The 19,553-nt window shown below is 33.4% G+C and carries 16 protein-coding genes and 1 other RNA gene; all 17 read right to left on the bottom strand.

The features are described 5' to 3' along the window. Positions 1–211: 211 nt before the first annotated feature. The 17 genes from pheA to glyQ all read right to left on the bottom strand — a co-directional run bounded on the left by pheA (position 212) and on the right by glyQ (position 19,454). Entirely contained in the window at positions 212–1,075 is an 864-nt protein-coding gene (pheA, locus tag MWH25_RS09935) for a prephenate dehydratase (protein WP_248627501.1), read from the bottom strand. 428 nt (positions 1,076–1,503) lie between these two features. Continuing rightward, positions 1,504–1,872, bottom strand: an RNA gene (gene rnpB, locus MWH25_RS09940) — RNase P RNA component class A. Between the two features lie 78 nt (positions 1,873–1,950). After that, positions 1,951–2,538 carry a ribonuclease HI family protein gene (locus MWH25_RS09945; RefSeq protein ID WP_248627502.1) on the bottom strand — a complete coding sequence of 196 codons (588 nt, stop codon included), beginning with the start codon at positions 2,536–2,538 and terminating at the stop codon, positions 1,951–1,953. Between the two features lies 1 nt (position 2,539). Beyond that, positions 2,540–3,259 (bottom strand): zinc ribbon domain-containing protein, encoded by a 720-nt coding sequence (locus tag MWH25_RS09950; protein ID WP_248627503.1) that lies wholly within the window; start codon positions 3,257–3,259, stop codon positions 2,540–2,542. A gap of 146 nt (positions 3,260–3,405) precedes the next feature. Then, on the bottom strand, positions 3,406–4,524 hold the full coding sequence (locus MWH25_RS09955; protein WP_248627504.1) for a Nif3-like dinuclear metal center hexameric protein: 1,119 nt from the start codon (positions 4,522–4,524) through the stop codon (positions 3,406–3,408). A gap of 55 nt (positions 4,525–4,579) precedes the next feature. Continuing rightward, positions 4,580–5,263, bottom strand: a complete 684-nt coding sequence (locus tag MWH25_RS09960; RefSeq protein ID WP_248627505.1) for a tRNA (adenine(22)-N(1))-methyltransferase — start codon at positions 5,261–5,263, stop codon at positions 4,580–4,582. A gap of 215 nt (positions 5,264–5,478) precedes the next feature. Next, positions 5,479–6,573: an RNA polymerase sigma factor RpoD gene (gene rpoD, locus MWH25_RS09965; RefSeq protein ID WP_248627506.1), complete on the bottom strand. Its 1,095-nt coding sequence runs from the start codon at positions 6,571–6,573 to the stop codon at positions 5,479–5,481. Beyond that, entirely contained in the window at positions 6,574–8,406 is a 1,833-nt protein-coding gene (gene dnaG, locus MWH25_RS09970; RefSeq protein WP_248627507.1) for a DNA primase, read from the bottom strand. It lies immediately after the preceding gene. Positions 8,407–8,423: 17 nt separating this feature from the next. Next, positions 8,424–8,870 (bottom strand): YaiI/YqxD family protein, encoded by a 447-nt coding sequence (locus MWH25_RS09975; RefSeq protein ID WP_248627508.1) that lies wholly within the window; start codon positions 8,868–8,870, stop codon positions 8,424–8,426. A gap of 140 nt (positions 8,871–9,010) precedes the next feature. Beyond that, positions 9,011–9,589: a flavodoxin family protein gene (locus tag MWH25_RS09980; protein WP_248627509.1), complete on the bottom strand. Its 579-nt coding sequence runs from the start codon at positions 9,587–9,589 to the stop codon at positions 9,011–9,013. A 517-nt stretch (positions 9,590–10,106) separates the two neighbouring features. Next, positions 10,107–12,755, bottom strand: a complete 2,649-nt coding sequence (ppdK, locus tag MWH25_RS09985; protein ID WP_248627510.1) for a pyruvate, phosphate dikinase — start codon at positions 12,753–12,755, stop codon at positions 10,107–10,109. Positions 12,756–13,003: 248 nt separating this feature from the next. Next, complete coding sequence (locus MWH25_RS09990) at positions 13,004–13,822, bottom strand: pyruvate, water dikinase regulatory protein (protein ID WP_248627511.1); 819 nt, start codon at positions 13,820–13,822, stop codon at positions 13,004–13,006. A gap of 15 nt (positions 13,823–13,837) precedes the next feature. Beyond that, complete coding sequence (ccpN, locus tag MWH25_RS13075) at positions 13,838–14,470, bottom strand: transcriptional regulator CcpN (protein WP_248627512.1); 633 nt, start codon at positions 14,468–14,470, stop codon at positions 13,838–13,840. 269 nt (positions 14,471–14,739) lie between these two features. Beyond that, positions 14,740–15,201: a kinase/pyrophosphorylase gene (locus MWH25_RS10000; RefSeq protein WP_248627513.1), complete on the bottom strand. Its 462-nt coding sequence runs from the start codon at positions 15,199–15,201 to the stop codon at positions 14,740–14,742. Between the two features lie 64 nt (positions 15,202–15,265). Further along, positions 15,266–16,255 carry a class II fructose-bisphosphatase gene (gene glpX / locus MWH25_RS10005; RefSeq protein WP_248627514.1) on the bottom strand — a complete coding sequence of 330 codons (990 nt, stop codon included), beginning with the start codon at positions 16,253–16,255 and terminating at the stop codon, positions 15,266–15,268. Between the two features lie 240 nt (positions 16,256–16,495). Continuing rightward, positions 16,496–18,577 (bottom strand): glycine--tRNA ligase subunit beta, encoded by a 2,082-nt coding sequence (glyS, locus tag MWH25_RS10010; RefSeq protein WP_248627515.1) that lies wholly within the window; start codon positions 18,575–18,577, stop codon positions 16,496–16,498. Further along, positions 18,570–19,454 (bottom strand): glycine--tRNA ligase subunit alpha, encoded by an 885-nt coding sequence (gene glyQ / locus MWH25_RS10015; protein ID WP_248627516.1) that lies wholly within the window; start codon positions 19,452–19,454, stop codon positions 18,570–18,572. The genes glyS and glyQ overlap by 8 nt, the downstream gene beginning before the upstream one ends. Positions 19,455–19,553: the final 99 nt, after the last annotated feature.

Raw genomic sequence — 19,553 nt, forward strand, 5'->3', positions numbered from 1 at the left:
AATTATACCAAAAAACAAGGTGAAGTACAAGTTAACAATTTCCTATTATTAACATAACACAACAGCTTAAGTTTAAGTCTAAGGTTGAGGCTAAGTCACCCATCTAAAAGAGCAAGTTCTAGTCTTTACTCAGACTTAGACTTGAACTCAAACTTAATTGAAATTTACCTTATTATTTTAACATAGATTTTTATTTTTTTCAATCCAGGACTTACTCTTCAACCCCCAATTGATCACTATATTCATCAATTACAGTCGAACGAGGATAAGAACCTAACAACGTACACCAAGATGTCTTAACAGCTAATATTTCCAAAGCCTCTTTAATTTCAGGTTCTTGATAATGCCCCTCAAAATCAATAAAGAAGATATAATCACCTAATAACTTTCTAGCAGGTCTGGATTCAATCCGAGTTAAGTTTATCCCCCTAATTGCAAATTCATGTAAAATATCATATAAAGCTCCAGGATGATCTTTCTTTTGAGGAGAACAGACAATTGAAGTCTTATCTTGATTACTTTTAGTATTACCATTAGTATCTAAAACAATAAACCTAGTCCAATTCTCTTGATTATCCTGAATTTGATTAGCTAAAATTTGTAAATCATAATAATTAGCAGCCTGCTGATTCCCAATAGCAGCCCAACATCCATTAAGATTTTTAAGTTTCTTAACGGCTTCTGCTGTACTATTTGCAATATGAATCTGATAATCAACTAAATTTTCTTCTAAAAACTTGCGACATTGGGCCAACGCCTGACGATGTGAAATTACATGTTTAATCTGCTCTAACTTCACTTGCTCTTTAGCTAAAAGACTATGCTCAATTGCAATTATAATTTCATTATTAATTTTTAAATCTAACTCTACCAACAAATCTAAAGTCAATGTTACTGCACCCTCCAAAGAATTCTCAACAGGAACAATTGCTTGATCTATATCTTCTTCCAACACTGCCTCTAACAAACTTTTAATATCAGAATAAGGAACATATTCTCTTACTTCCTGTTGATACTTCTTAGCTGCTATTTCAGTAAAGGTTCCTGTAGGACCTAAATAACCTAATTTATTCACTACTCTCACTCCTAAATTTTAATCAATTTAAATAGACTTCACACTAACTAGATTTATCTATCAAATATTCTAGTTATTATATTTAATGGAACAAATTTTCCACAAAAGACATACTTTATACTAAAGTTATTAACTAATTAATAAGGAGGGAGACATTTATGATTTTTTTTGAAAAAGATAACAGTGACAAAAAAGAAGATGATTGTACAAGATACCCTCCTGTCAATCCATACACTTTATTTCTAATTTTTATACTATTGTTATTATCTGATATCACTATTTTAACAATTCAAAGAATATTAGAAAGTAAATAATACTTTTTAATATTCACTCAACAAATCATGATAATTATGTATAGTCAAACTCACATAAGATTTACTCTATAAAAAAACATCCACAGTACTGTGGATGTTTTCTAATTATTAAATTAAGCAAGTAGGTCTATAAGCCGAGTTCTGTATACCCTCACAGGCGATAATCATCCATCTAGGATAATAGTTGCCTATTATCTCAAGCGACCTTACCCGAGAAGACGGGCGGACAACCCTTAACCTCCTCCTATTTGGTCTTGCTCCGGCTGGGGTTTACCATGCGGTCCTTGTCACCAAAAACCCGGTGCGCTCTTACCGCACCCTTTCACCCTTACCTGCATGATACTCACTGCAGGCGGTATACTCTCTGTGGCACTTTCCCGCGGATCACTCCGGCTGGTCGTTAACCAGCAACCCGCCCTACGGAGCCCGGACTTTCCTCAAGTACAACTTTAGAGTTGCACTTGCGATTATCCGACCTACTTGCTATCTAATATCCAATTGCTGATTAAGATTATAACATCTCCATTATTAATTGTCAATAATGATTTTTATTTTTCCAACTTAAAGATCTATCTCAAATTTATTAGCTAACAAAATCCCATAATAAACCCCATGCTCAAAACTACCTTCATCATCTTTAACAGCCAGTTCAGCTATCAATTCTTGGTATTTAGAAGATAAATTAACTTTCTTCTTGCTTGCTAATAATTCTTCAATAATTTTTTCTGGCTCCCACCTTTCTTTCCCCCGTCTATCCATAGCAAGGTTTGCTAACAGATCTGCCTCTTTATTCTCCTCACGAGGAATATGAACAAAATCAACAGTAGCAAACTCTTTAACCAAACTTTTAATTTGATTATATAACTTCTTTAATCTTTTATTTTTAACTCGATATTCACCTGTCAATTGCTTGACAAGCAATTGACTGTCAGATCTAACCTCTAAACTATTATCACTATATTCTGCTTGTAGTTCCTCTAGAATTTGAATTACCGCTTTATATTCAGCTACATTATTTGTTGCTTTACCGATATAGTTAGCAATTTCTTTAACCTTAGCTTCAGTTTGATCATAAGCAACAGCCCCTACTCCAGCAATTCCAGGATTTCCTCGTGACCCTCCATCAGTATAAACAATTAATTTAGTCAAATCATTCTTCCTCCTTTTCCCAATACAAAATCCTACCACAATTCTCACAAAATGCTATTTCAATACTCTGCTTAACTTTTTTAATTAAGTTCCGTGGTAATGTCATTCTACATCCTGTACAATAATTATCTTCCAATTTCACTACTGCTCTAGCATTCTTTTTAGCATATAATTTATTGTACTTTTCCAACAAGTCTTCTTCTATTCTACTCTTTAATTCTAGTTTATTTTCTTTTATTTTATTTAATTTCATCTCAATACTTTCTTCTTTATTCATTAATTTTTCCTTTAACTCCTCAATTTTATCCGTTTTACTACTCATTTTTTCTTCTAAACTTCCTAATTCCTCTTCTTTTTGTTCCAAAATCATCATCATCTCTAATATTTCTTCTTCTAACTGCTCCCTAACCTCCTCAGTCTTCGTTAATTTTATTTGAAAATCTTCTAATTCTTTAGGACTATAATTTGTTTCACCATATAGTTTGTTTTTATATTCTTCTTCCTTTCTTGTTACACGAGCATTCTCAAACTCTTTTTCTTTGATTTCTTTATTCAACTGCATTATCTCTTCCTCTTTAGTTTCCAATTCAACCTTAAGTTGATCTAATTGTTTTGTTAACTTTAATACTTCTTGCGTTTCTAAATCATTCTGTGCTGATCTTTTTAACTTTTCTTTTCTAGCATCCAACTTTTGTAATTGATATAATTCCTCTCTACTCATTCAATCCCTCCTAATATTCTTAGTACTCTCTCAGCTAAATTTAAATCTATGACTAATTATTTCATCTTCCAATATTTTCTTTTAGCTGAGAGTATTCTCTTAAAATATTTATATAATAGAAAAAAGCAGGTCTGCTTTTGACCTACTTAAATTACTTGAAATGGATTGGTATTCACTTTTGATTTTATAACTTCTACTTCTAAATTATTATTTTCGATCTCAGTTACTAGATATTCTGCTACTCCTTCTTTCATGATTTTTTCTGTACCATAATGACCAGCATCAACTATAGCTAACCCTTCTTCTTGAGCTAATTGGCCCTGATGATACTTTAAATCTCCAGTTACTAATAGATCAGCTCCTTTAAAGGCAGCTGTTTTAATATAATTTGCTCCACTTCCACTACACAAAGCGACTTTCTTAATCTCTCTCTTTAGATCTCCTACAACTCTAACAGTATCTAGTTCTAATCTATCTTTAATTAAATCAACATATTCCTGCAAAGGTAAGCTTTCTTTAAGATATCCTATCCTACCTAATCCAAATCTTTCTCCTTCATTTTCCAAAGGATAAATATCATAGGCAACTTCTTCATAAGGATGAACATCAACCATCTTCTTAATTACTTTACCTAGAATTTGGCTGGGTACAATTGTTTCTAAGCGACATTCATTAACTTGATTAACCTGACCTTGCTCCCCAAAATAAGGGTCAGTACCATCCAACGGTTTAAAACTACCTACTCCTCGCTGCTCAAAAAAACAGTCACTATAATTTCCAATCCAACCTGCTCCTAGCCTTCCTAGAGTAGATTTAACCTCCGTTACTGCCTCCTCTGGTACAAAAACAACAAGTTTTTTATATTGCTCTCTAGCTGTAACATCTAAAATATCCAACTCCTTAAGCTCCAACTCAGCAGCTAAAATATCATTTAAACCTCTAGGGGCAACATCATAATTAGTATGAGCAATATAAATTGAGATTTCTGCTTTGATTGCTTGCTGAATAATCATACCTAATGGCGTATCAAATCTTATTTTAGCTATCTTATCAAAAATTAATGGATGATGAGCGATAATTAAATCAACATCCTCATTAATTGCTTCTTGTAATACCTCTTGATTGATATCTAAACTAACCAAAACCTTTTCAACTTCTTGATTATAGTCACCTAGCTGCAAGCCAATATTATCCCAATCTGCTGCTAGATTCTTAGGGGCCAATTGATTAAGTAAATTAGTTATCTGCTGTAACTTAACACTCATAATTTCCCCCTCCTTCTTCATTAAAATAAAACCAGATATTATATATCTTCAATAATTATTTCTTAATCCCTTTTATTTCTTTAAGTTTCTTGATCTTTCTCTCTAAGTTTTTTGATTTTTTATGTCCAGGGTTATTTTTAATAATTTCTTCCCTGATTCTTTCCCACTTATTGAGCAATTCAGTAGTATACTCTTCCCATAGTGGCTCTCTTTTTTCAATCAATATTGGTCCTAACTCTAATAAGAATTGATCATCAAATTCCATATTGCCAGGTTCAATTACTATTATTTGATAAATGTGTTCATCTTTCACTAAACTTTCATCTATAATTTCAAAGTTATTGTTGACTAACCACTTTCTTAAAGAAGTAGCTCCTGCCATCGGCTGCAAAATAAGCCGGTCTAGTTTTTGGGCCAACTCATAATCAGCAGCAATTATATCTTGCATTGTTTGACTGCCCATCCCAGCAGTAATTACCGTTTCTACTTCTCCACCATTCAATACAGATAAACCAGAGCCTAACCTAACATCTATCTGCTTAGCCAATCCCATCTGCTTTACATTCTGCAGTGCAAATTGATAAGGCTTTTCTTTTGCATCACTAGCTATTATAGTTGGACAATCAGTATTTTGAGCTAAATATATCGGTAGATAAGCATGATCAGTCCCAATATCAGCTACTTTAGTTGGTAAATCAAGCATTTCTACTATAGCTGCTAATCTAGGTGATAACTTCATAATCTTCTCCTTCTAGCTATTTAAAATCTTCTATTTTTTTCTCAAACATTAATAGCGATCTAAAGTATAAAAGAACAAAATGACCTTCAGTCACAGTCTAAAGTTAAGCAAACCATTAAAAACCTTAAAAATAAAAGTTCTCCACAACCTATAAAAAGCATAATCTCCTAAACAACAAGGAAAAAAGTGGCTAAGCCACTCCCAAAACAATCCTTTTAATTCAAATAATCTTTTAGCTTTTTACTTCTACTTGGATGTCTTAACTTCCTCAATGCCTTAGCTTCAATCTGTCTAATTCTTTCTCTAGTCACTCCAAACTCTTTGCCAACCTCTTCTAAAGTTCTAGAACGTCCATCTTCAATTCCAAATCTTAATTCTAAAACCCTCTTTTCCCGATCAGTTAATGTATCTAATACCCCATCCAACTGATCCTGTAACAGCATAAAAGAAGCAGCTACAGAAGGTGCTGGAGCATCTTCATCTTCAACAAAATCACCTAAAAAACTATCTTCTTCCTTACCAATCGGCGTCTCTAAAGAGACTGGTTCTTGGGCAATCTTCTTAATTTCACGCACCTTCTCTTCAGTAATATCCATCTCTTCTGCAATTTCTTCTGCCGTTGGCTCACGCCCTAACTCCTGTACTAAATGTCTAGATACTCTGATCAATTTATTAATTGTCTCTACCATATGAACTGGAACTCTGATCGTTCTTGCCTGATCAGCAATAGAGCGTGTAATAGCTTGTCTAATCCACCAGGTAGCATAAGTACTAAATTTATATCCTTTTGTATAATCAAACTTTTCTACAGCTTTAATCAAACCTAAATTCCCCTCTTGAATCAAATCTAAAAATAACATTCCTCTACCTACATATTTTTTAGCAATACTTACAACTAGCCTTAAATTAGCTGCTGCTAGCATCTGCTTAGCATCTTCATCGCCTTCTTCCATTCTTTTAGCCAATTCTTTTTCTTCATCTGCAGTTAATAAATCAACTTTTCCTATCTCTTTTAAATACATTTTGACGGGATCATCAATTCCAACCCCACTAGGTACACTTAAGTCTAAACCACTATCAGTTGCTTCAACATCTTCCTCTTCTTTATCATCTGCTTTTGCTTCATCTTCACCTGCAATTTCAATCCCCATTGAAGAGAAATTTTCATAAATCTCCTCAATTTGATCTGTATCTAAATCTACATCCGATAATGTATCCATTATTTCTTCATAGCTAAGTTCACCTTCTTTTTTACCTTTAGCTACCAAACCCTTAACTCTTTCTTCAATAACCTCTCTCTTTTCTGACATTTAAAACCCCTCCTTTCTCAATAAATTTTGATACTCTTTCAATAAAGAATTAACTTGCTTAAAATTACCGTCCGACTCTGCCCGTTTAATTTTAGATTCTAACTGTTTTTTCTTCATTAAGATCCGATACTCCTTTATTTTTTTTATATAGTCAGATATTACATTCTCAACACTAAAATCAATCTCTTCTCCAACAGTTAACTTCAACAATAGCTCTTTATCCTCTTTTCTATTTAATTCTGCTAATAAATGATTTATATCTAATTGCTTCTGTTGTTCATAAAAATTAAATATTATTGCAAATAAATTCTGATATTCTTGTTTAACAAAATCAGTTGGTTGCAAAATTTCTTGAAATCTTTCAATCAATTCAGACCGTTTGAGCATCATCTTCAACAGCTGTTCCACTGATAATCCATTAACAGCATTAATATAATCACTTAAATTAACAGTATTAAGCTTTTCTTTAAGTTTTGGCTTATATTTATTATTCCTATTCTTCTGCTTTCTATCCTGCCTTTTATTTTTTGCCTTATAATTTTTCAATTCAGACTTAAGTACTTCTTCTGTAACATTTAATTTTTGAGCAACCCTTTTAATATACTCTAACAACTCTACTTCATTTTTGATCTTAGCTAATACTCCCACAACTTGATTAACTATCTCTACTTTGTCATCTATATTAGTAATCATCCGCTCTTGTAAAATACTGTCCAATTTAAACTCTACTAATGTCTTCGCTTGCCTTTTTAATCTTTCAAATCCCTCTTGCCCTGCTTCTTTAATCAATAAATCAGGATCCTGATCAGCAGGTAATTTAATAACTTTAACAGTTAATCCAGTATCTTTTAGAATATCCAATCCACGCAATGTAGCCTTGGCCCCTGCTGTATCTGAATCATAAGCAATATAAACTACTTTACAGTATCTTCTAAGTAATTTGGCTTGCTCTTTAGTTAATGATGTTCCTAAAGAAGCAACTACATTCTTAATTCCAAACTGATAAGCAGTAATTACATCAGTATATCCTTCTACTATAATCGCTTCATCTTGCTTTTGAATCTCTGGTTTGGCCCAATTTAAACCGTACAGATTCTTACTTTTATCAAACAATAAGGTATCAGGTGAATTAAGGTATTTAGGCTGATTAGAATCCTCTATAATTCTACCCCCAAATCCAATCACCTGATTACGATGATTAAAAATAGTAAAGATGACTCGATTACGAAATCGATCATAATAGCCACTTGATTTTTTTCGAGGAATAACTAAACCAGACTCTGATAATATCTGATCTGAATAGCCTTTATTCCGTAAAAAACCATACAATCCCTGCCAGCGATCAGGAGCAAAACCCAATTTAAATTGATCTATTATTTCTTTATTAAACCCTCGCTGTTGTAAATATTGATGTCCTGCTTTTCCTATGTCAGATTCAATCAATAAGTAATTATAAAATTTAGCTGTTAATTTATGAATCTGCAATAACTTTTTTTTCTTCACTTGTTTTTGTTTCATTTTTGGAGAAAGATGCTGATCTGGCAATTCTAAATCAGCCCTCTCAGCTAAAAACTCAACTGTCTCTACAAAATCTAGTCCTTCAATTTCCATCACAAAATTAAAAATATTACCACCAGCTCCACAACCAAAACAATAATATAATTGCTCCTCAGAACTGACATTAAAAGAAGGTGTCCTTTCATCATGAAAAGGACATAATCCCCTATAACTTTTACCTCCTTGTTTCAATTCAACATACTCTGATATAATATCAATTATATTATTACTAAACCGAACCTGTTCTATAAACTCTTCACTGTAGGAACGAGTCAAATTTCTTCACCCTCTAATTAAATCTTACTCTTATTTTCTATTAACTCAATTAAATTCTCTTTAAATTTTTCTCGGTTTTCTTTATTATATTTACTTGATTTAAAAACGTATTTCTTTTGCCTCCTTAATCGACTCATAAAATGATTTCTACTCAATAAATAATCAATATTTTCTTCAGTAAAAACCCTTCCGTAAATTGAAATAGCAGTTGCACCAAACCCCAACACTAAAGCTGCTAACCCATAATCATTAGTTACTACTAAATCCTGTTTAGTCAAATGTTTTACTAACTCCAAATCTACAGCCTGATAATTACTATCAACAGTAATATATTTTGCTTCTAGCCTATTATTAGTATAATGAGCGGTGCTAATGAAAATTTGCACCGCTATTTTATAAGCTTTAGCAACTTCACAAATTTCTTCTTTAACTGGACAGGAATCACCATCAATTAAAATCCTCATAAATATCTCCTTAAAATTATATATAATTGACAGCAGTAATATTGTTTCGACAATACTACGCAAAATCCTTCCTCTAATTCAAAATTAAATCTTACTCTAAAGTATTTTTTCCAAATTCATTAAAATTATTCTACTAAAATCTATTTTTTAGCAACTCGAGCTACTCTCTTACCTAAAATCATTGCTTGCTGTTGTGCTACTTGATCTTCTTTAACTTCTTTCTGTCCACAAGCTCCTTGATGACCTGCATTGTCTTCAACAATACCATCACCCACTACAGTCATTCCTTGTATTAACATCATATCTTGTAAAGCTCGCACTGTAGTCTCTTGACCCCCAAATCGTGATGCTCCTACTGCTAAAGCTCCACCTACTGTATTAATCAAACTCTTTTCACTTCTTAAAGCTCGCGTTAAATCCCAAAATGCTTTTAATTGACCACTGACTGTTCCAAAATAAACCGGACTCCCAATAATCACTCCATCAGCTGCCCCCAATAAATCTAAATGTTTTTCTATCAAAGTCCCTTGATAACATACCTGAGTACAAGGACTGGAACAATGCTCACAAAAAGGAACTTCTAATTCTTCTAGGGCAGTAGCTATATTAATCAATTCCACTTCTGCCCCTTCATTTTTGGCCCCTTCTAGTGCCTTAGTTAACATTAAGGACGTATTTCCATCCTGATGTGGGCTACCATTAATGCCTATTACCTTCATGATTATTACCTCCTTGATTTTTAGAGTTTATTTCTAATAAAAGTTTGCAACTAACTATTATATATTAAATATGATCAGACAATAATCCTTTAATAATAACAAATTTACTTAATCGTAAATTTATAAACTCTAAAAAAATATTTTTTTAATAAAAGATTAGCCGACAAACTAAATTGTCGGCCGCTAACTAATTACATCAACTTAATATATTTTTTCTAATTAACTTATTTTTATTGATATAAAGTGGCACTTTGCCACTTTATATCAGTGTACAGTTTACGGTTGACGGTTAACAGTTAAAACCATTAAAATCTTAAATCAAAATCACTCTAAACCTGCGAACATAAGGCATTTCAGAGATCTTAATTTTTTAAGGTTTTGATCTTAACTGTAAACTGTTCACTGTACACTGTCAACTCAATAATGTGGCACAAAAGTGCCACATTATTGTGATATAGTTACAGTTTCATCTTAAGTTTACAAAACTAAACTTAAGTTAGTGTGTATAGTAATTGCTTTAAGAATTTCTAATCTTAGCTTGTGCTGCTGCCAATCGAGCTACAGGCACTCGGTATGGAGAGCAACTGACATAATCTAACTCATATTGATGGCATAGTGCAATTGATTTAGGCTCTCCACCATGTTCCCCACAGATGCCTACTTTTAAATCTGAATTGACTTGGCGTCCTGACTCGGTAGCTAAGTTAACTAATTTACCTACTCCAGCAGCATCTAATGTAACAAATGGATTCTCTTTAATTACTTCTCGTTCTAAATATTCATGTAAAAACTTACCTTCAGCATCATCTCTACTGAAGCCAAAAGTAGTTTGAGTTAAATCATTAGTTCCAAAGGAGAAAAATTCAGCTTTTTCAGCAATCTGATCAGCTGTCATACATGCTCGTGGTAATTCAATCATTGTTCCAATCTTATAATCAAGTTCTAGATCTACTTCAGCTAATAACTGCTCTGCTACTTTTTCAATTTTTTCTCTCAAAATTTCAAACTCATTTAACTCTGAAACTAAAGGTATCATAACCTCTAACTCTGTCTTAACTCCTTCTTCAGTAGCTAATTTGGTCGCTGCCTTAAAGATAGCTCTAACTTGCATTTCATAAATTTCTGGAATTAAAATTCCTAATCGGCAACCTCTAAATCCTAGCATTGGATTTGATTCATCCATATTCTTCACTTTTCTTAATAGCTTCTCTTTTTTCCTCAATTCTTCTTGCTCACCTTTAACTCTCAATTTTGTTACTTCTTCTACTAACTCAGATAAATTAGGTAAAAATTCGTGTAATGGTGGATCTAACAACCTGACTGTTACCGGTCGTCCTTCCATTTCAGCAAAAATTTCTTCAAAATCTTGGCACTGAATCGGTTCTAATTCTGCCAATGCCCCTTGCTTTTCTTGAGCTGATTCACTTAAAATCAACCTTTGCACAATTGGTACTCTATCAGCCGCCATAAACATATGTTCAGTTCTACATAACCCGATTCCTTCTGCTCCAAATTCAAAAGCCTTACTAGCATCAGTACCATTGTCAGCATTAGTTCTAACTTGTAACTCTTTATAACTATCAGCCCACTTCAAAATTCTTTTACACTCTTCACTCAATTTAGCTTCAGTCATCTCAACTTTACCTAAGATAACCTCTCCAGTTCCACCATTAATCGTAATTCGCTCCCCTTCTTCAACTGTCGTATCTCCTACTGTAAATTCTTTGGCTTCAAAATCTATCTTAATTAGATCACAACCACAAACAGCCGGTTTACCCATTCCTCTAGCTACTACTGCTGCATGACTAGTCATTCCACCACGAGTAGTCAATACACCTTCAGCTGCTAATACACCATGGATATCCTCAGGAGTCGTCTCTAAACTGACCAAAACTACCTTTTCACCATTTTCAGCTACTTTTTCTGCTTTATCTGCTGAAAAAATTACTTTTCCAGCTGCTGCTCCTGGTGAAGCCGGCAATCCTTTAGCAATTACTTCTATTTCAGCTTCTGGATCAATTTGACGATGTAATACTTTTTCTACATGCTCTGGCTCTACTCTTAATAATGCTTGCTCTCTATCAATCAATCCTTCTTCGGCCATATCAGCTGCTATTTTAATTGCTGCCTTAGCTGTTCTCTTTCCAGTTCTAGTCTGCAATAAGTAAAGTTGACCTTTCTCTACTGTAAATTCAATATCCTGCATATCTTGATAATGTTCTTCTAATATTTGTGTTACCTCTACTAATTGCTCATAAACTTCTGGTAATGAATCTTTGAAAGTTTGAATATCTTCAGGAGTTCTAATTCCAGCTACTATATCCTCACCTTGAGCATTTAATAAGTACTCTCCGTATAACTTATTCTCTCCTGTAGATGGGTTCCGAGTAAAGACAACACCAGTCCCTGAATCATTTCCCATATTTCCAAAAACCATAGTTTGAATGTTGACAGCAGTCCCTAAATCATGATCAATATCATGTGCATCACGATAAATAATTGCTCGTTTATTATTCCAGGAACCAAATACTGCCTCTACAGCAGTAATCAACTGTTCCATTGGGTCTTGAGGAAAACTAACCTCAGCTTCTTCTTTAACAATTCTTTTAAACTTATCAATCAATTCTTTTAAATGATCAACAGTTAAGTCTAAATCATTATCTGCTCCTACTTCTTCTTTTAAATCATCTAATTTCCGACTAAATTTATAAGCTTCAACCTTTAATACTACTTCACCAAACATCTGGATAAATCTTCTATAACAATCATAAGCAAATCTTTCATCTCCTGTTTCTTTAGCTAAACCTTTTACCGATTGATCATTAAGCCCTAAATTTAGAATTGTATCCATCATTCCTGGCATAGAAATTATTGCTCCAGATCTAACAGATAACAGCAATGGATTGGCATCATCACCAAACTTCTTATCCATGTTTTCTTCTAATTCAGTTAAATAATCTTGGATTCCTTCTTTTATAAATTGAGGTAATTCTTCACCAGTTTCATAGTAAAGATTACATGCTTCCGTAGTTACTGTCACCCCTGGTGGCACCGGTAATCCTAAACCAGTCATTTCACTTAAGCCAGCTCCTTTACCCCCTAATAGTGGTTTTAAATCTAATGACCCTTCTTCAAATGAATAGATATACTTTTTTTCAGAACACATCTTTTCTCAACCCCTTTTTATATTTATATTTAAATTTAAATAACTCACTTGTTTTATTGATATATAGCTTAAACTTAAGTTTAAGTCCAAGTCTAAATTTAAGTAAGACCTAAGACCTTATGGTTTTAATGGTTGGCTTAACCTCAACCTTAAACTTAAACTTAAGTTGTTTTGTAATAAAGTCACAATCCCATCTTCTGTCATTCATCAATATTTAACTTAAGTTAATGCATGTGGTCTCATTATAATTAAATCTGATCAGTTTCTGATAATATTTTACTAGCTGTTTCTTCAATTGATTTATTAGTCACATTAACCATCATACATCCTACTTTTCTCATAATTTTCTCGGCAAAGTTGAGTTCTTCTAAGATTCTACTTACTCTTGCATAGTTGGCCCGTTTACTAAAATTCATTACCCTTAATCTCTCTTCTCTAATCCCTCTTAAGTTATCAGGATCAATTGTTAAGCCAACTACTTTACTTGGAGGTAATTCATACAATTCCTGTGGTGGAGTTACTTCAGGAACTAAAGGGATATTAGCAGGTTTATACCCTTGATTAGCTAAATACATACTCAATGGAGTTTTAGATGTCCTTGAAATACCGATTAAAACAAAATCAGCTTCATCCAATTTACTAATATTCTTCCCATCATCACATCTAACAGCAAATTCTATACAATCGATTCTTTTAAAGTATTCTTGATCTAATCTACGATTTAATCCTGGCTCTCTTTCTGGTCTCTGACCTAATAATTTAGCAATTTTATTTACTGCTGTCCCCATAAGATCTACACTAGGAATATTCAACTTTTGCGCTTCACTCTCTATATATTTACATAACTCTGGTAATATAATTGTGTAAGCTAATAAAACATTCTTTTCTTCTTTAGATTTATTAATTACTTTAGATAGTTTAGCTATATTTGTTACATTATTAAAATTTCTGAGCCTAATTCTTTCAGTTTCAAACTGACTGATTACTGCATTAATTACATTTTCCGCTGTTTTCCCTACAGAATCTGATATAATAAAAATTACTAACTCCTCATTCTCTTTAATCATAGAAATTGAGCCTCCTTATCTCTCTAATGAAAAACCAACAAAAATCCTAACTATATCAGTCTTGCTGATCCTACCAATCACCTTTAATTTACCATCATCTTTAGATTCAACTACTGGTAAAGTATCTACTTCATATCTAACTATCTTTTCTGCCGCTTGAAAAATTGTATCTTCTTTCTCTACAGTAATAATATTGGGCATTCTAGTCATAGCTATACTAACAGGAATTTGATTACAATCATTTTCTCCCATAGTTACTTTCAATAAATCTTTTCTGGAAATAACCCCTATTAATATCTGTTGATCATCTATCACAAATAAAGAACCTACATCTTCAAAAAAAAGGGTGACAATCGCATCGTAAACTGAAGTCTCTTCTTTAACTACTACAGGAACTGATTTTATATCTTTCACTTTCTTTTCATATAATTTATCTAAATCTATAAATTTGCTATCTTTATTAGAATAAAAATATCCTACCTTAGGCTTAGCCTCTAAAATATTAGTCATAGTCAATACAGATAGATCAGCCCTTAAAGCTCCTCTAGTCAAGCTCAATCTTTCAGCTATTTTATGACTTGTTATTGGCTCATTATTCTTTACTATTTCCACTATTTTTTTTTGCCTAGTATTTAATTGAATCTTCACCCCTCCTTATAACTAACATAGTGCTCTCCCTACAAGTCTTGTGAGTTCTTCCAATATTTTCTTTTAACTGAGAAGACTCAACTACATATTAGTTTTAAGTTTTTATGAAGTATATTATATGATATATGATGTATTAATAAAAAATATGTTGTGTTATTTATTATATATACTATACTAATCTCTTTTCTCCTGCATCTTTTATGTTTTTATGCATCTTTTATATTTTTTATGCAACTTAATTGATTACTAGAAGTTTCTTATCGAATTTTTTATAAATCAACTACCTTTAAGACTTCTATAGCCAACCTCTCAATTGACTTCTCAGTAACATCAACTACAGGAATATCTAAACTCACTAATACTTTTTTTGCATATTCTATTTCCTCTGCTATCCTTTCTGCTTGTGAATATTTAGAATTAATAGGCAAACTTAAATCATTAACTTTTCTTTTCCGTGATTTTTTTAAATGATTCTGTTCAATTGTCAAACCTACCATCTTACCTTGATAAAGTGATAGTCTATCTAAATCCAAACTAAGTTCAGGAACTAAAGGTAAGTTAGAAGTTTTATAACCTCGATACCCTAAATACAAGGAAAGAGGCGTTTTTGCAGTACAGGAGACTCCTAATAAGACAATATCTGCTTTATCTAATTTATCCCAATTAATACGATCATCAGCTTCTACAGAAAACTCCATTGCCTTTATTTTTTTTAAGTAATCAAGCTTCACTATTATCTCCCCCTTTTATCTAATATAATAGATAATATTGCTAGATTAGAGGGGGTATTAATTATTAGCTCTCTTTAGTAGCTAGAACTTCTTTCTTAAAATAAGATGGTTTATATTCAATTCTATGTTTAGCTTTAATATGTCTTACCGTTCTTGTTTTACTTCTCATTACAATAGAGTGTGTTTCAGCTTGCTCTCCATGATACCTAACACCATTTAACATTTCTCCATCTGTTATCCCAGTTACCGAAAAGATAGCGTCATCTCCTTTAACTAAATCATCTATACTAAAAATCTGTTCTATATCCTCAATCCCCATCTGTAATGCTTTTTCTGTTTCAGAATCATTACGTGAATGTAATTGGGCTTGCATATCACCACCTAAGCATTTAAGTGCTGTAGCAGTCAACACCCCTTCTGGTGCTCCACCAATTCCAATTAACATATCAACTCCACTATACTCTAAAGCAGTAGCAATACCTCCTGCAACATCTCCATCAAGTATAAACTTAATTCTAGCTCCTGCCTCTCTAACCTCCTCGACTATTTCTTTATGGCGCGGTCGCTCAAGTATAATAACTGTTAGATCTGATACATCCTTACCCTTGGCTTCAGCCACTGCCTCTAAATTTTCAGTTGGAGAAGCTTCTAGATCAATTACTCCTTTAGCTTCCGGGCCAACAGCTATCTTCTTCATATACATATCAGGTGCATTAAGTAGATGTCCTCTCTCAGCCGCACCAACAACGGCCAGAGAATTAGGCAAACCTTTAGCAACTAATCTAGTCCCCTCTACTGGATCAACTGCAATATCTAATTTTATATCTTCTCCAGCCCCAAGCTCTTCGCCAGTGTACAACATTGGTGCTTCATCCTTTTCTCCTTCCCCAATTACTACAGTACCTTCCATATTTACAGTATCAAAAGTAGCTCGCATTGCATCAACAGCCGCCTGATCTGCTGCTATCTTATCTCCTTTACCCATCCATGGTGCCGCAGCCAACGCAGCAGCCTCCGTTACTCTAACAAGTTCTAAAGCTAATTCTCGTTCCATTTAATATAACCCCTTTCCAAGATTTAATGTATTACATAGTTAATACAAAGTAAAAAGTATAACACATTATTACTTTTAAATAATATATATTATACTACTACTCTATTTAGTACCCTTTTCCTGCTTTTATGGTAAAAAAATAAATGTCTTAATTTTATGAAAAATAATAAGTATAATGATACTTTTACAAATATAAATTATAAAAAAGCAACCCAATTTTTAACTTGGGTTGCCTTCTTATTAATCAATTACTATTTTAGTTAAATCAGCTATCCTCGATAGTAGTTGTGAAACAGTCTTTAATAATCCTAACCTATTATTTTTAATCTCCTGATCATCAGTCATTACCATTACTGAATTAAAGAAGTTATCGATTGGCTTCTTCAATTTAGCTACTTCCTGTAAAGCTTGTAAGTAATACTTTTTAGCAGTCAATTGCTCGATCTCTTCTCTGACCTCCTGATAAGCAGAATATAATTGTTCAGTTGGCTCTTCTCGGAATAGTTCAGGATCAAATTGCTTCTCTTCTGCTTTAGCTGCTAGATTACTTGCTCGATTAAAGGCAGTAATCAATTCTTCAAATCCTTCTTCTGCCCTAAACTCCATTAATGCATCTGCTCGCATTAATGTATCATTAACATCATAGTAATTAATCGCTAATACCGCATCTGATACATCATATCTAATCTCCGCTTCTTCTAATAAGTTCTGCAATCTCAATTTAAAGAAGTCTAATACCTGCTCTTTAACTTCGACTGCTGAAGCTTCTAGTTTATTCTGCTCAGCTAATGAATCTAACGCAGTATCAATTAATTGATCTAGTTGTAGATTTAGACCAGCATCAACAATAATCTTAACTATCCCTTGGGCCTGTCTGCGTAATGCATATGGATCTTGAGATCCAGTTGGAATAATTCCGACACTAAAACACCCTACAATATTATCAATCTTATCTGATATACTGACTACCCTAGAAATTTCTAATCCAGGTAATTGATCTGTCGCATGTCGTGGTAAATAATGTTCAAAGATTGCTTGAGCAACCTCCTCTTCTTCACCATCTAAGAGGGCATATTCTTTCCCCATCGTACCCTGTAACTTAGCAAATTCATTGACCATCTCTGTTACTAGATCTGCTTTAGCTAACTTAGCAGCCCTTTTAGCTTGCTCAATCTCAGCATCAGACAGCTCAAGTAATTGACCAAAATTCTCTGCTAAAGTAATCATCCGTTCAATCTTTTCATATAAAGTTCCCAATTCTTTTTGAAAGATAATATCCTTTAACTCTTCAACTTTATCCTCTAACTTTTCTGCTTGATCCTCTTGATAGAAAAAGATCCCATCAGATAAGCGAGCTCGCAAGACCTTCTCATTTCCTGCTCTAACCGTACCTATATACTCATCTGTTCCATTTCTAACTGTAACAAACATATTCTTTAAATCTCCTGCTTCATCTCTAACTGGAAAATACCTTTGATGCTCTCTCATCGATGTAATCAATACCTCTTCAGGTAATTGTAAAAACTCTTCTTCAAAGCTCCCAGATAAGGCAGTAGGATACTCAACTAAGAAATTGACCTCCTGTAACAAACCTTCCTCAATAACTACCTCTACATCATATTCCTGTCCAATCTCTTTAATCTGTTCAACAATCATTTCTCTTCTTTGTAAATGATCAACAATTACATATTCCTCTTTTAATTTATTAAAATAAGTAGTTGCCTCTTCTATCTTAACTTTACCTTCACTTAAGAACCTATGACCTAAAGTCCAATTATCTGATTCAACTCCAGCTAATGAAAGCTCTATTTTCTCAGTGCCATAAAGGGCCAATAACCACTTAATAGGTCGGGCAAATCTCAACTCTTGATTGGCCCATCTCATTGCTTTAGGGAAGTTTAAATCTTTAATAATCTTAATTAAGATTTGAGATAGTAATTCAGTAGTTGCTTTTCCTTCCTCTACAGTAACAGCAAATACATACTTACCATTCTCTGTATCCCTAATTTCTAACTCTTCTGGGTCAATCCCCTGTCCTCTAGCAAAACCTACTCCAGCTTTAGTAGGATTTCCTGCATCATCAAAAGCAACACTTTTAGCAGGCCCTCGTACTTCTTTCTTCAAATCACTCTGCTGCTCTGCTACATCTTCAATATATAAGACTAATCTACGTGGAGTTCCAGTAGCTCTTACTTCTCCAATTTCAACTCTATTATCTGCAAATAAATTACAAGCCAACTCCTCTAATTGCTCAAAAGCTCCTTCCATAAAACCAGCAGGAATCTCTTCAGTTCCAACCTCTAACAATAAATCATTACTCATTGTCTCGACCTCCTTTCAAGAGTGGATATCCTAATTCTTCTCTCTTCTCAACATAAGCTTGAGCACATAAGCGAGCTAAATCACGCACCCTACTAATATAGTTTGTCCTTTCTGTCACTGAAATAGCTCCTCGTGCGTCCAATACATTAAAGGTATGAGAGCACTTTAAGACATAATCATAAGCAGGTAAAACAAGCACTTCCTCAATTGCCCTCTTAGCCTCCTGTTCATATAAATTAAAGAATGTCAATAACGTTTCAATATCTGCTACTTCAAAACTATACTTAGAATGTTCAACCTCTGCTTGATGATGAACATCTCCATAACTTACTCCATCAACCCACTCAATATCATAAACACTATCTACCTCTTGTAAATACATTGCAATCCGCTCTAAGCCATAAGTTATCTCAACAGCTACTGGCTTACATTCAAGCCCTCCTACCTGCTGGAAGTATGTAAATTGGGTAATCTCCATACCATCTAGCCAGACTTCCCAACCAAGCCCCCATGCTCCTAGAGTAGGCGCTTCCCAATTATCCTCAACAAAGCGAATATCATGCTTGTTCGGATCAACTCCTAAAGCCTCTAGACTCTTTAAGTATAAATCTTGAATATTATCTGGTGATGGCTTCATAATAACCTGAAATTGATGGTGTTGATAAACCCGATTTGGGTTATCACCATAACGCCCATCATCAGGACGACGAGATGGTTCAACATAGGCAACATTCCAATCTTCTGGCCCTAAAGCCCGCAAAAAAGTAGCTGGATTCATTGTCCCAGCACCTACTTCAACATCATAAGGCTGTCTAATAACACAATTTTGTTGATACCAGTACTCAGTTAAAGTATTAATCATTTCTTGAAATTGCATCAAATCCCCACTTTCTATTTAATATTGATATATAGTTTCACTTTTAAAATTAAAATCTGCAACCAATAAACTTCAAAATCAGTTTCGAGAGGGCTAAAA

It is taken from the genome of Natroniella acetigena, from assembly GCF_023227745.1.
In the GTDB taxonomy this organism is placed as follows: Bacteria; Bacillota; Halanaerobiia; order Halobacteroidales; family Halobacteroidaceae; genus Natroniella; species Natroniella acetigena.

What these genes read in the sequence shown, in the direction of transcription:
- MWH25_RS09950 (WP_248627503.1), bottom strand. Translation starts at nt 3,259, where the DNA reads ATGAGTAGAGAGGAATTATATCAATTACAAAAGTTGGATGCTAGAAAA.
- MWH25_RS09955 (WP_248627504.1), bottom strand. Translation starts at nt 4,524, where the DNA reads ATGAGTGTTAAGTTACAGCAGATAACTAATTTACTTAATCAATTGGCC.
- MWH25_RS09960 (WP_248627505.1), bottom strand. Translation starts at nt 5,263, where the DNA reads ATGAAGTTATCACCTAGATTAGCAGCTATAGTAGAAATGCTTGATTTA.
- rpoD (WP_248627506.1), bottom strand. Translation starts at nt 6,573, where the DNA reads ATGTCAGAAAAGAGAGAGGTTATTGAAGAAAGAGTTAAGGGTTTGGTA.
- MWH25_RS09975 (WP_248627508.1), bottom strand. Translation starts at nt 8,870, where the DNA reads ATGAGGATTTTAATTGATGGTGATTCCTGTCCAGTTAAAGAAGAAATT.
- MWH25_RS09980 (WP_248627509.1), bottom strand. Translation starts at nt 9,589, where the DNA reads ATGAAGGTAATAGGCATTAATGGTAGCCCACATCAGGATGGAAATACG.
- ppdK (WP_248627510.1), bottom strand. Translation starts at nt 12,755, where the DNA reads ATGTGTTCTGAAAAAAAGTATATCTATTCATTTGAAGAAGGGTCATTA.
- MWH25_RS09990 (WP_248627511.1), bottom strand. Translation starts at nt 13,822, where the DNA reads ATGATTAAAGAGAATGAGGAGTTAGTAATTTTTATTATATCAGATTCT.
- glpX (WP_248627514.1), bottom strand. Translation starts at nt 16,255, where the DNA reads ATGGAACGAGAATTAGCTTTAGAACTTGTTAGAGTAACGGAGGCTGCT.
- glyS (WP_248627515.1), bottom strand. Translation starts at nt 18,577, where the DNA reads ATGAGTAATGATTTATTGTTAGAGGTTGGAACTGAAGAGATTCCTGCT.
- glyQ (WP_248627516.1), bottom strand. Translation starts at nt 19,454, where the DNA reads ATGCAATTTCAAGAAATGATTAATACTTTAACTGAGTACTGGTATCAA.